Raw genomic sequence first — 13603 nt, 5'->3', positions numbered from 1 at the left:
AGGTCGGCCGGGGCGGCGGGCGGGCCGAGGATTCGCTGTGGATGGCCATGACGGACTTCCTTCCCGCACAACCGGTCCGCGGTCAGCGGTCGGCTTTCCCGTAGGTGAAGGTCGCACACGGGTTGCCGTACACGACGTACGCGGCCCAGGTCGCGTCACCGGCGGCACGTGCGGTGGCGCGGGCCTTGGAGGTGGCGTCGGCCAGGGTGTTGCCCGCCAGGAGCTCCCGGTACAGCGCGGTCGCGAATTCCTCCGCCGGGCGGTCGCCCACCTGCCACAGGCTGCCGACGAACGCCGCCGCGCCGCGGTCGAGGAAGGCCGACGCGAAGCCGCCCAGGCTGGCCAGCTGACGGCCCTGACGGCCGACCTGGCACGCGTTGAGCACGACCAGCGGCCGGTTCTTCGCACCGTCGCCGAGCACCGCCCGCTGCCGGACGGTGGTCGCGGTCAGGTACTCGTGGATGTACTCGCCATCCTCGACGCGGCCCGTCAGCAGGATCTTCGCGTCGGCGATCCGGTCCTGCTCCGCCGTGCCGTGACCGGCGAAGTGCAGCACGTCGAACGCCCCCGCCTGGCCGAGGAGGTCGACCACTGTCCGGTGCGTCGCCTCGACCGGCCTGGCGTCGAGCGCCTTGCCGAGGAAGGCCGCCTCGACCGCCGTCGCGGGCAGGGCGAGACCCGACCCCGGCGGGTAGTCGGGCACGAGGTACCTCGCCTTGTTCCGCCGGCAGTGCAGTCGCTCGGGCGCCCAACGGCCGTAGAGCCAGCGCACCAGGCCGAGTTCACCGAGGAACCACGACCGCCCTTCGGGCAGCGTCGGGCCGTCCTTGAGGTGCACCAGCTCCCACGGGATGTACGGCTCGGTCGACAACACCATGAGGTTGCGGAGCTCCTTCCGGTGCATCCACAGCGCTTCCCGCAGCTCCACCGGGAACAGCTGGTCGAACAGGTCGCCGCCGAGGTCGCACAGGTCGCTGCCGAACGCCACCACGTCGTCCCGGTTGGACAGCCACCGCTGCTCGATCCGCTCGTACAGGTCCCGGACGTAGGTCTCCGGACCGCCGGTCAGGGGCGGCGACGTGTACTTCCTGAACACGTCGAGGTCTTCGGCTTCCAGCTCGTACTCGTAGTGGGTGTACGGCCCGTGCTGCACGTCCCTTATCCGCAGGACCTGCCGCACGCACGTGCTCGGGACGTCGGTGGCGACCACCGCCTCGGCCGACGTGGGGCGCGGCGTGGCCGGTGGGCCTTCGGTGAAGGTCGGGTTGAGTCGCAACGTCACCAGCGTCACCGGTCCCTGCCTGGCCTCCACCCAGATCTCGCCCTGGCCCGCGTGCGTGGGCCGGACGGTGAACCCCACCTCCAGCTCACGACCGCGCTCGGGGAGCACCACCTCCAGCCGTTGCGGGTCCAGCACCTCGGCGTGCGCCTTGCCGATCGCGGTGAGGACGATCGGCCGGTCCGGCTCCACGGCGCTGCTGTCGGTGTCGCTCACGCGGCGCCGGGGCGTGGGCGCGGTGCGGGAGACGGTGCAGCGGACGACGGCCTCCGACCCGACCTCGACCTCGTCGGGCATGTCGGCGCCGAAGTGCGCGGTCGCCTTGTCCGGCCGGCGTGTGCGCGGCTTGGTCCTCGGCTCGGGCGGCACGCCGGCGAGGAGCTCTTCCAGCGACTTCGGCACCGCGGGCCCCGGCACGATGGCGACCGGTCCCCCGGCCCGCAGCACCACCGGACCGGGCGCCACGTCCGCGATGACCCGGTAGGGCGCGCCGTCGGGCAGGCTGCGGGTGCGGTTGGCGGCACGCGTGCGCAGCTGGGCACCCACCGACCGCTGCCCGCCGGACAGCCGGGCCATGAACTCCTCCCGGGCGAACGCGTACACGTCCCCGCCCTTGCCGACGAGGACGTAGTCCGGCTCCACCGCGGCGATCCGCTCCTGCGCGGTGACCGCCCGTTCGGCGGCGTCCACCACCACGATGTGCTCGTTGGCCGCGATCGGCAGCGTCGGGCCGACCACGGCGCCGCGCTCCGAGACGACCGGCTCGGCCAGGCCGAACCAGGTGGACAGGGCCGCGCACACCTCGGGCCGGGTGAAGTAGATCGTGTGGTAGACGATGCCGTTGCGGCCGAAGTGGTACCCGTCCTTGACGAAACCGCCCACCTCCGCGTCGATGGCCGACATCGACGCGGTGTCCACGACGAGGTCGTTGGCCTTGCCCATCAGCCGGTCCGCCACGCCGTCCGCGAGCACGGCGAGCAACCGCCGCGGCAGCTCCTTGGCACCGCCGTCGAGCGTGGGCTCGAAGTCGGTGGTGACCACGTACCAGGGGGTGTCCGACGGCGCGGGCTGACCGGGTTGCGTGCCGTTGAGCGTGCGGACGAACGAGCCCGTCGGCCGCATCGCGGCCAGGCCCGGCACGCCGCCGTCCTCGTCGTCGGCCGCGTAGGACGCCAGGTACTTGACGAACGCGCCGAGCCCGCGCACGAGTCCGCCCAGCACCGCGGCGACCACCTGCGTCGACGGCACCAACGCCGCCGCCGCGCCCGCCGCCATCGCCAGGTTCGTGTACAGGTCGACCAGGGCGTGCCAGTTCGCGGGTTCGGCCATCGCGGTGCCGCCGTTGGCGCCGCCGACGAACGCGATCCGGTGCACCGAGCAGGCGTGGCCGGGGTGCATCCTGGCCTGCGGCAGCACGTCCTCGACGAGGCTGCGGGCGACCAGCGCGCCCCGGCTGTGGCACACGACGTCCACCTCGACCGGCTGGTCGCGGTCGGCCGAGCGCAGGTCGCGCAGCAGGTCGCTCGCGTTCGCGCCGGGGTCGACGCTCAACGTCGGGTGGTCGTAGCCGAGCACGGCGTCGTAGCGGGCCAGGGCCTTGGTCAGGAACTCACGCCCCCACGGGAACGCGCCCAGCGAGCCGAAGCAGCCGACGGTGCTGGAGAACGTGCCGTGCACCAGCAGCAGGACCCGCGCGGCGCGGTCCGGTGGCAGCCCGGCGCGCTCGATGCCGTCCACGTGCCGCCACGACCGCGGGTCCGGTGAGGTGATCAGCACCAGGCCGGGGGTGATGTCGCGTTCGAGGTGGTCGACGACCCGGCCGGCGACCTTGCGCGCGACGAACTGGAACACGTAGGCCTTGACCGGGCCGAGGACCCAGTCGCCGATCACGCCGCGTCGCCGGTCCGGTGGGGCCGCGGTGCGGAAGTCCAGCTCGAAGGTGACGACCCGCTCCCCCGGCGCCGCCGCCGACCTGGTGCGCTCGGCCGGCACGCGTTCGGGCAGCTGCCAGGTGTAGACGCCGTCCTGTTCGACGAGCGTGACCGCGTCCTCGTCCGACGCCACCGCGACCGAGATCGTCGCGCGCCCGGACGGTGACCGCTTGCCGGCGGGTGTCACCGACACCGGCGGGTGGACCAGCGCGAGGCCCTGCCCGGTGAGCGCCTCGACCAGGTGGTCGGGCAGGGCGGCGGCCTGGCGGGCCCGGCCCCGGCGCGCGGGGCGGGCCGCCGTCGAGACCGCGACCGCGGCCGGGTGCCTGACCCTGAGCCTGTTGTCGTCCGAAGACCACTCGGCCATCACGACCACCTCCCCGTCGGGCGATCCGACCTGTGTCCGCGATATCGCGCCGGCTCCACGCCCCGTGACGAAGGACGCACCGGTTTCGCCCGTTCGGGCTAATCGGCGTGTCACCGAACGGCGTCCGATCGCCCACCGGAACCGGCGGCAACCGTTCATCCGCCGCGCCCGTCGATGTTCGTACACCGAAACGGTGAATTCCCATTGATGCGATGTCGCGTCGAATTCGACCCCGATAACCACCCACCTTTTGCGGGTCGCCGCACCCATCCGAGCGGATGACGCTTTCCAGGGGCACGATCGCTATGCATTCGCCTGGAAGAATGTACTGTTGCGGTGTGGCTCGCACGGGGGATGCACGGTCGCAGCGATGGGGAATAGCTGCGCGCGCGGGTCACGAGCACGTCAGCGAGGCACCTCCCGGTGTCGTCACCTGCGCCGCGTTCGGGGATCAGGTGGCCGGGACGTTGCGGAATTCGTCGTAAGTCGGTCCCCCGCAAGCCGTGGCCATTCGGGCGAACGACGGGAAGACCGACGTCAATCCGCACACCACAGGAGGCTGACAGATGTGTGGAATCACCGGCTGGGTTTCGTTCGACCGCGATCTGACCCGTGAACGGGAGATCCTCGACGCGATGACCCGGACGATGGCGTGTCGGGGGCCGGACGCGTCCGGCACGTGGGTCGAGCGGCACGCCGCGCTCGGCCACCGGCGGCTCGCCGTGATCGACCTGCCAGGGGGTAGGCAGCCGATGTCGGTGCGCACGCCGAACGGCGACGTGACGCTGGTCTACAGCGGCGAGGCGTACAACTACGTCGAACTGCGCGACGAACTCGTCCGAGCGGGCGAGCGGTTCACGACCGCCAGCGACACCGAGGTGGTGCTGCGCGGCTACCTGCGCTGGGGCGCGGCCCTGGCCGACCGGCTCAACGGCATGTACGCGTTCGCGATCTGGGACGCGAGGGAGCGCGAGCTGGTCATGATCCGCGACCGGCTCGGGATCAAGCCGCTGTTCTACCACCGGACCGCCGACGGGATCCTGTTCGGCTCGGAGCCCAAGGCGATCCTGGCCAACCCGCTGGCCAAGCGGGTGGTCGACGCGGACGGCTTGCGCGAGGCGCTGTCGTTCGCCTTCACGCCCGGCCACTCGATCTGGTCGGACATGCGGCAGGTCGAGCCGGGCACGGTGGTCACGGTCGACGTCGACGGCGTGCGTGAGCGCACCTACTGGCGGCTGGAGACCCGCGGGCACGAGGACGACCTGGAGACCACCGTCGGACGGGTCCGCGAGCTGCTCGACGACGCCGTGCGCAGGCAGCTCGTCGCGGACGTGCCGCTCGGCCTGCTGCTGTCCGGCGGGCTGGACTCCGGCACGCTCACCGCGTTGGCCGCGGGGCACCTGGGCGAGCAGCGGGTGCGGACCTTCGCGGTCGACTTCATGGGCCAGACCGAGAACTTCAAGCCCGACGAGCTCCGCGACACCCCGGACACGCCGTTCGTGCACGACGTGGTGACCCACGTGGGGTCCGAGCACACCGACATCGTGCTCGACCCGAAGACGCTCGCCGACCCGGAGGTCCGCAAGGCCGCGCTCACCGCGCGCGACGTGCCGATCAGCCTGGGCGACATGGACTTCTCGCTGTACCTGCTGTTCCAGGAGATCCGGAAGCGGTCGACGGTGGCCCTGTCCGGCGAGTCGGCGGACGAGATCTTCGGCGGCTACCGGCACATGCACGACCCCGCGATCCAGCGCGCCCGCGCGTTCCCGTGGATCGCGGTCAGCGTCGGCCCGCTCGACAAGGACGGCACCGGGTTGCACCAGGGGTTGCTGGACGACCTCAAGCTGGAGGAGTACCGGCGCGACCGGTACGACACCGCCGTCGGTGGCGTCGAGCGGCACGACGCCGAGGACGACCACGAGTACCGCATGCGGGTCATGATCCACCTGCACCTCACCCGGTTCCTGCGCTTCCTGCTCGACCGCAAGGACCGGTTGAGCATGGCGGTCGGGTTGGAGGTGCGGGTGCCGTTCTGCGACCACCGGCTCGTCGACTACGTCTACAACGCGCCGTGGTCGTTCAAGCACTACGACGGCCGGGAGAAGAGCCTCCTGCGCGGCGCGGTCAAGGACGTGCTGCCGGAGTCGGTGGCCTGGCGGCCGAAGAGCGTGTACCCGTCCACTCAGGACCCGTACTACGCGCGCCAGTTGCAGGTGCAGGCCAAGGAGCTGCTCACGCGCCGGGATCACGACGTGTTCGGGTTGGTGAGCCGGGACTGGCTCGAACGGGCGAGTGCCCAGGACTCGACCGGGATGGCGCGGCTGACGCGGCTCGGCCTGGAGCGAGCACTCGACTTCGCCGTGTGGCTCGACGTCTACCGCCCGGAGCTCGCGCTCCCGTAGCGCTGCCACGCCGGGGATCGGCGGGTCGGGGTTCGGCGGTGGGCCGGGAGACGGCGGGGTCAGGGTTCAGCGGTGGGCCGAGGATCGGCGGGTCGGGGTTCGGCGGTGGGCCGGGCTGACCCCGGCCGCCGCCGATGCTGGTGGACGCCGACGACGTGTCGTCGGTGCGCCCCGACCCGGCGGACACGGCTAGCGGGTGTGGGTTTCCTCGCCCAGGACCTTCTGGAGGTACCCGGCCGGCCGCGTCTGCCGGTAGCCGCCGTCCAGCAGGCCGACCTCGCGCGCCTCGGCCTCGTCGATCATCCGCAGCGGCCCGTCGGCGGTTTCCGCGGCGCCGAACTCCCCGGTGTCGATGCCCGGCCACGCACCGGGCTTGTGGTAGACCTCCGGATCGGCCGGGAACAGGTCGAGCAGGCCCTCGTCGTGGTCCACGACCTTCCACGTGCCGTTCTTGGCCAGGCTCTCCTCGGTGTACACCGGGTGCTTGCGGGGCGACCGCAGGAGGTCCGCGCCGGGCCGCCCGTCCCGGGACACGCCCTCGAACAGCCCGATCGCGGTGCCGAACCGGTTGCGGGTGATCACCACGGCCAGCCGGTAGCCGTCCGGGACGGGTATCGCGAGCACGTCGCCCGGCGTGAGCTTGACCGCGCGCTTCCCGACCCCTTCGGCGACCAGCTTGCGCACCTCGTCACCGCCGACGTCGGCCAGCCCGACCCGCCCGGTCCGCAGCACCTGGAGCACGGCGGACGCGAACTGCGCCGGTGTGACCGGTGCGCCGCTCGCGGCGTTGATCCGCTCCGCCACGACGCCGACGTGGTCGCGTGCGTCCTCGAAGACGCCGTCGTTCAGCTCGGGCACGCGGGACGGCCGTTCGCCGCGGTAGCGCTTGTTGCCGCGCACGGTCGCGGCCAGCTTCAGCGGCTGCGTGAACGTGCCGTCGACGGCATCGCTGTTCGTCGGGATCGCCCACCCGAGGACTTCCAGGAACTCCGCCAGCGTGGGCGGGTCGCCGATCTCCTCGGCGAACCGGGCGGCGACCTCCGCGAAGCCCGACACCGCCTCGTCCAGCGCGTCGTCTGGCAGTGGGGCGCCGGGGAGTGGGGCGCCGGGGAGTGGGGCGTCGTTCACGGACATCCCAACCCGTTGGTCTTGCGCTGCTCGTATTCCTCGTACTCGGCCAAGCGGTCCTCGCCCATGGGGTTCTGCCGGTTGCCGCGGTAGTTGTTGCCGTCCCGGCCGATGACCGTACCGTACTGCTCCGCCAGTCGCTGTTCCATGAGACTGGACTCGCCGTACGTCCGCGTGCCCGGCGCGACCGAGATCGTGTCGCCGTTGTTGGGGTCGTACCGGTTGTGGTTGGCCGCGTGCCTGGCCTCGACGTCGGCCTGGGTCGCACCCGGTCCGAACTGGCCGGAGTAGTAGACGGTGCCGTTGGAGTCGCTCAGCGTGTAGTTCGACCAGCCGTCCCGGTCCAGGCGCAGGTAGCGGTCGCGGGTGATGAGGCCGACCGGGTCCAGCATGGCCAGCGGGTTGTCCACGTACCCGTGGTGGTTCGGCGCGGCGTCGAGGCCGAGCGGGTCGGGCGTAGTGTAGCTGCCCGTCGCCGGGTCGTAGTAGCGGTGGTAGTTGTAGTTCAGCCCGGTCTCGCGGTCGTGGTACTGACCCGGGAACCGCAGCAGGCACTCGGCGCCGTCCGTGCCGACCGCCTGCCGGTCCTCGCCCCACAGGCTGGTCCGCTGCCGCCACTCGACGCGGCCGTCGGTGGTGACGAGCTCGGTCGGCGTGCCGACCAGGTCGGTGACGATCGCGTGGAACCGGCGGTCGACCACGTCCTGCGGCGCGGACGCGGCCGAGGTGCGGCGCTCCTGGCTGACCGGGGTCCACGTGCCGGGCCGGTGGTCCCACGTGGTGGTGGCGACGAACGGCGTGCCGGCCACGACGTGTTCCTGTTCCGCCAGCACCTGGGCGTCCCAGTGGAACCGGACCTCCTCGACGGCCACGCCGGCGGCGTCGAGCCTGCGCTTGCCGATCCGCCTGCCCAGCGGGTCGTACCGGTAGGTCCACCGCTGCCCGGCCGGGGTGACGGCCTCCACGAGCCGGTTGCGCGGGTCGTACCGGTAGGTCCACTCCTGCCGCGCGCCGGACAACGTGTGCCGCACCGCGCGGACCACGCGGCCCTGCGCGTCGTGGTCGTAGTGCGTCCGGCCCGCGCGGCGCACCAGCGTGCCGGAGGTGGACCGCGGCCCGGCCGACGGCGAGTCGGCGGCACGGCTGTCCGCGGCGAACGCGAGGTTCCCGGACGCGTCGTAGGCGTAGTTCTCGGTCCACGTCGACGCGCGCACGGCGGTGACCCGGCCGCGCGGGTCGAGGTCGAACCGGCGGTGCCCGTCGAAGCTGTCCTGCACCGAGTCGGGCACGCCGTCGGGGCGGTAGGTCCAGCCGCGCCCGTACCGCGACCGGGCCTCGCGGCGGCCGTCCGGGCCTTCGAGGCCGATCAGGTGGCGGGAGGCCAGCCGGCCGGAGCTGTCCCACGAGCTGGCCACCGCGATGTCCGGGCTCAGCCACCGGTACACCTCGCGGCGGGCGGCGTCGTGCGCGAACGCGATCCGGGTGCCGCCGGTGGTCAGCGAGGTGGGCAGGCCGACGGCGTCGTACTCCCAGACCGAGCGGTGGCCGGTCGGGGTGGTGCGGGACGTGCGGCGGCCCAGCGCGTCGTAGGTCGAGGCGAGGGTGCGGCCGTTCACCGTCTCGGTCAGCGGTCGGCCGACGGGGTCGCGGGTGAAGACGACCTCGGCGTCCGCGTTCGTCGCGGTGAGCACCCGGCCGGCCGCGTCGTAGCCGAACGCCGTCACCGCGCCGTCGTCGGTGCGCTGCTCGACCGGGCGGCCGAGCGCGTCACGGGTGATCGCGATCGCCTCGCCCTCGCCGTTGGTCAGCCGGACGAGCCGCTTCGCCGCGTCGTGCTCGTAGGACGTGGCGCGGCCGTCGAAGTCCAGCTCCCGCAACAGGTTGCCGGCCGGGTCGTAGGTGTACTGCCAGGTGAGGGAGTGCGCGTTGGTGACCCCGGTCAGCCGCAGCTCGGTGTCGTGGGCGAAGGCGTGCCGGGTGCCGTCGGGGTCGACGCGCACGGACACCAGGTGGAACGGCCCGACCTCGTACCGGGTGGTCGAGCCGTCCCGGTCGGTCATGGCGATCACGTCGCCGTTGCCGTCGGTGGTCCAGGTCTGGCTCGTGCCGTCCGGGTAGGTGTACCGGGACGGGGTGTCGGCGCCGCCCCACTCGATCGTGGTGACCGCGCCGAGCGGGTCGGTGACCCGGGTCAACCGGCCACGCGCGTCCAGCCGGTAGGTCTCGGAGGCGCCGGACGGATCGGTCACCGCCACCGGCAGGCCGGCCGCGTCGGTGACGATGGTGGTGGTGCCGCCGAGCGCGTCCGTGATCGTGCGGGGTTCGCCCCGCTCGCCGTAGGTGTGCGTGGTGACCGCGCCGGACGGGTCGGTCTGCGTGAGCGTGTTGCCGCGCTCGTCGTAGGTGTACCGCCAGCGCGCGCCGTCCGGTCCGACGACCTCCACCGGCAGCCGCAGTTCGTTGTACTCGGCGGTGACGGCGGTGCCGTCCGGGCGGTCGACGCGCACCGTGTCGCCGTCCCAGCCCAACGTGTACCGGGTGGTGTGGCCGAGCGCGTCGGTGCGGGACAGCAGGCGGTGGAACCGGTCGTACTCGGTCAGTTCCGCGTTGCCGAGCGGGTCGACGACCGCGGTGACGTGGTTGTGCTCGTCGTAGTGGAAGACGGTGGCCTGGCCGAGGCTGTCGGTGACGGTGGTCTTGCGGCCGACCAGGTCGTAGTCGAAGGTCGCGGACAGGAAACCGCCGTCGCCCTCGCCCCGGACCACCCGACCGTCCGGGCCGTAGGTGTAGCGGTAGCGGTAGTTCTCGCGGTCGACCCACGCGGTGACGCGGTCGGCCTCGTCGTACTCGTAGCGGTAGGGCAGGTGGGTGGTGTCGACGATCTCGACCATCCGCCCGCGTTCGTCGTAGCGGTACTGCACGAGCGCGCTGTTGTCCGCGCCGAGCCGGAGGGCGGTGACGCGGGGACCGGCGTCGCCGTGGACGGTGTCCACCGTGACGCGGTAGCCGCCGGAGTGCACGACCTGAGTCGGGAGGCCGTCGCCGTCCCGCTCGTAGCCGACCCGGTTGCCGTTGCGGTCGGTGAGCGCGGTGATCGGGCGGACGCGCGGGTCGGCCGGGTTCGGGCCGAAGTGCCGCACCCAGCCGGTCTTGGGGTCCTCGACCCGGTAGGTGTCGGCCTCGCGGTCCCACGTCAACGCCCAGCGCGCGCCGTCGTTCGGCATGCCGCGCAGGCCGGGGCGCTCGGGGCGTTCGTACCGCAGGAGCTGCGCGTCGTCGCCGAAGTAGCGGACGTGGCGGTCGTCGAGCTCCAGGCGTTGGTCCAGTGTGGACGACCAGCCGGGGCCGTGCAGCCGGCCGCCCTGGTAGCCCGAGGCGTACGCGCGCTGCAGGAGCAGGGGCAGCAGGGCGGGCAGGTCGACGTCGACCGCGTTGGTGATCATCTGGCCGGACACGGTGTCGACCGGGTCGCCGCCCTTGCCGTCGCAGCCGCCGTTGCCGTCCGAGCGCTGGCCGCTGCCGCCGTCGTTGCCGTCGGTGGGCTTGCCGCTGTCGGGTTTGGCCGGGCCGCGGCTGGTCGGTGCGTCGCCGTTGGGCGTCGTGCCGTCCGGTGCGGGGCCATCCGGCTTCGTGGTCGGCGCGTCGGGTGTGCTCGACGGGCTGGTGGTGCCGGACGGGCTCGTGGTGCCCGACGGGGTGGTCGTGCCGGACGGGCTGGTGGTGCCGGACGGAACGGTCGTGCCGGGGCCGTCGGGCGTCCTCGGTGTCGGGCCGGGGCCGTCGGCCTTGCGGCCCAGCTTGCCCAGCGCGGCCATGATCTCGTCCAGCTTGCCCATCACGGACCGGATCCGCGGTGCGACGTTGCCGATCGTCTTGATCAGGTTGCGGATCAGGTCGCCGATCTTCTTGACCACCCGCGAGATCGCGGTGATCGCCTGGCCGACGATGACCGGCGTGGCCAGGCCGAGCGTCGCCACCGCCTCCAGCGCCCACGCGATCAGCCGGCCGATCAGCTCCGCCACGATGTCCCGGACCATCTCGCGGACCGCCGCCACGACCTCGCCCATGATCATCACACCGGCGGAGATGCCGCCCGCCAACGAACCGGCGCCCGCCACCGCGTCGGCCACCCGGGCCGAGTGCGCCCGGTAGGCGTCGGCCGCCGACCCGCTCCAGCCCGCCGTGCCGCTGCGCGACTCGTTGACGAAGTCCTGGGCGATCGCGGCGACCTCGCGCGCCACGTTGCCCCAGGTCTCGCTGAACGACTGGATGACCGGCGGGTTGCCCGCGAGCCAGTCCAGGGCTTCCTTGAGCGGTTGGACGTGCTCGATCAGCCACGAGACGCCGTAGGAGGCGAGCGTGCCGATGGGGTCGACGACCATGCTCAGCACTTCGAGGCCGACGCCCGCGGCGCCGAGCCCACCCGCCACCCAGTCACCGCTCGCGACGCCCTGGGCCAGGCCGTCGGCGGCCTCCAGGATGCCGATGCCGGTGATGGCGTTCGTGGTGTCCCGCGGCGCGGCGACCAGGTCCCCGGTCACCGGCGGTCGACCCCGTCGAACGCGGCCGCCTCGGAGGTCTCCTGGGCGCCGTAGTCACCGGCCGTCGCACGCACCTCGCCGGCCACCTCGGTGATCGTCTCCACCGCTTTGGCCAAGGCGTCGACGCCCTTCTGCTCGAACGGCTGGAGCAGCATCGCGAACGGGCGGCAGATCACGCCGTAGGCCTCGTCGGACATGGTCACCTGCCGGGCCGCGTCCACCGCCGCCTGCAACCGGCGCGCCAGCGCGTCGACCTTCCCGGCGTGCACCTCCAGCTCGCCGACCAGGACCCCGTACCCGCCGGCCATCATCGACCGTCCGTCAGGAACGACTCGCCGCTGAAGTCGCCGTCATCCGGTGGCCGCGGTGGACGGCGCGGCACGTCCTCCTCGGACGGCGGGAAGTTGGCCCGCGCCTGCGCCACCAGGTGCCGGGTGGTCGAGTCGTCGCCGACGGTCTCGGCCATGATCGCCGCCAGTTGCTCCGGGTAGCGCGACTGCGCCTTGGTCATGGCCTCCATCACCGCCGCGGCGATCGCGTCGGGGGCCAGCTTGCGGACGCCGTCGGTCATCGTCACCGCCGTGGGGATGCCGTTGGCGCCCACGGTGACGCCGACCGCGCCGCCCGCCGCCGTCCCGGTGATCGACACCCGCTGCACCTCTTGCGCCATCGCCTGGTAGCGGGCGGCCTTCTGCTCGGCGTCGCGCTCCCACTGGTCGACGGCGCGCTCGGTGGCCGCCAACGGGTCCGTCATGAACCTCTCCCTCCGACCAGGGGATCCGGACCACGATGCTGCTCGCAGTCGGCCGCCGGAAACACCGCCTTCGCCAACCCTCACTCGGTTGGCTCAGCGGAATTCCGCCGTCGACGGGAATAGCGCACGGGGGTTGTTCGCCCGCTGTTCGCCTCACCGCGACCATCGGCGGGTTGACGGGCCCCTGGCTCGGCCGGGAACCTCGGTGCCGGCCGATGATCTCCGCGACACCGGTCGACTCCGCCGCCTCCTGCCACTCGACACCGGATGGAGGGCAAGGTCGTCGTGACCGCCCGGATGACGGACCCGACCCGCACCACCTCCCGCACGAGGCGGACCACCGCGAGGCTGCTGCGCGCGCTGCCGGTCGCCGTGCTGCTGGCCGTGCTCCTGCCCGCGGCGGCGTGGGCGGAGCCACCGCAGGCGCTGCCCGCGAGCTTCGCGCCCGCAGAAGGCAAGTGGCAGCCCGCGTTCGACTACGACACCGACGGCTGCTACCCGACCCCGGCGATCTCCCCGACCGGCGCGGTGGCCACCGGCCTGAAGAACTCCGGCGCGCTCAACGGCCAGTGCCGCGACCGGTCCGACCTGGACAACACCAACTCCTACTCGCGCTCCAAGTGCAGCAACAACTGGTGCGCCTACCTCTACGACCTGTACTTCGAGAAGGACCAGGCCGTGCCCGGCATCGACTGCTGCGGTCACCGGCACGACATCGAGCACGTGATCGTGTGGGTGAGCGACGACCAGGCGCGGTACGTCTCCACCTCCGCGCACGGCAAGTACTCCACCTACCCGCGTGACCAGGTCGCCTGGGAGGGCACGCACCCCAAGATCGTCTACCACAAGGACGGGCTGGGCACGCACTGCTTCCGCCTCGCCGGCGCGACCGAGCAGCCGGAGAACCACTACGGCACCTGGCAGTACCCGGACCTGGTCGGCTGGGACCACTTCCCGGCCGGCATCCGGGACGTCCTGGTGAACGCGAACTTCGGCAGCGCGAGCCTGGCGATCAAGGACGGCGCGTTCGAGCACAACCTCGCCCAGGCCAAGCCGAGCGGCATCGTGTTCTGAACCGCCGCTGCGCCGCGGACGGCGGGGCCGGGTCGCCGGTCGTGGGCCTGCGGCCGTTCGGGTGGGCGTGGCGGGTGCGCCTGTCGGACCGGCTAACGGTGGCGCGTCCTCGGCGGACTGACGGTGT

The 13603-nt window shown here is 72.6% G+C and carries 7 protein-coding genes; 2 read left to right on the top strand and 5 right to left on the bottom strand.

Going from position 1 to position 13603, the window contains the following annotated elements; translation table 11 throughout:
* Positions 1-82: 82 nt before the first annotated feature.
* The gene (locus AB0K14_RS06260) at positions 83-3577 is read right to left on the bottom strand and encodes a CHAT domain-containing protein (protein WP_360448100.1); all 3495 of its coding nucleotides are present in this window, start codon (positions 3575-3577) and stop codon (positions 83-85) included.
* Positions 3578-4143: 566 nt separating this feature from the next.
* Here AB0K14_RS06260 and asnB point away from each other — a divergent pair.
* Entirely contained in the window at positions 4144-5979 is a 1836-nt protein-coding gene (asnB, locus tag AB0K14_RS06255; protein WP_360448098.1) for an asparagine synthase (glutamine-hydrolyzing), read from the top strand.
* A 189-nt stretch (positions 5980-6168) separates the two neighbouring features.
* On the opposite strand, the gene AB0K14_RS06250 is transcribed toward asnB, so the two are convergent.
* Genes AB0K14_RS06250 through AB0K14_RS06235 form a run of 4 tightly spaced genes read right to left on the bottom strand, consistent with a single transcriptional unit; the run spans position 6169 to position 12402 of the window.
* A complete protein-coding gene (locus AB0K14_RS06250; protein ID WP_360448095.1) occupies positions 6169-7107 on the bottom strand; it encodes a hypothetical protein in 939 nt (312 codons plus the stop codon).
* A complete protein-coding gene (locus AB0K14_RS06245; protein WP_360448092.1) occupies positions 7104-11648 on the bottom strand; it encodes an RHS repeat-associated core domain-containing protein in 4545 nt (1514 codons plus the stop codon). The genes AB0K14_RS06250 and AB0K14_RS06245 overlap by 4 nt, the downstream gene beginning before the upstream one ends.
* Positions 11645-11959 carry a type VII secretion target gene (locus AB0K14_RS06240; RefSeq protein ID WP_360448090.1) on the bottom strand — a complete coding sequence of 105 codons (315 nt, stop codon included), beginning with the start codon at positions 11957-11959 and terminating at the stop codon, positions 11645-11647. Before AB0K14_RS06240 ends, AB0K14_RS06245 begins: the two co-directional genes overlap by 4 nt.
* Positions 11956-12402, bottom strand: coding sequence for a YbaB/EbfC family nucleoid-associated protein (locus AB0K14_RS06235; RefSeq protein WP_360448087.1), 447 nt, complete (start codon positions 12400-12402; stop codon positions 11956-11958). Before AB0K14_RS06235 ends, AB0K14_RS06240 begins: the two co-directional genes overlap by 4 nt.
* Before the next feature lie 297 nt (positions 12403-12699).
* Here AB0K14_RS06235 and AB0K14_RS06230 point away from each other — a divergent pair, with 297 nt between their 5' ends.
* Positions 12700-13476: an NPP1 family protein gene (locus tag AB0K14_RS06230; protein WP_360448242.1), complete on the top strand. Its 777-nt coding sequence runs from the start codon at positions 12700-12702 to the stop codon at positions 13474-13476.
* Positions 13477-13603 lie beyond the last annotated feature (127 nt).

This window comes from Actinosynnema sp. NPDC050801 (genome assembly GCF_040673975.1).
Classification (GTDB): domain Bacteria; phylum Actinomycetota; class Actinomycetes; order Mycobacteriales; family Pseudonocardiaceae; genus Actinosynnema.
The sequence above is the reverse complement of the archived record's forward strand: the minus strand, read 5'-3'. Positions and strand labels throughout refer to the sequence as shown.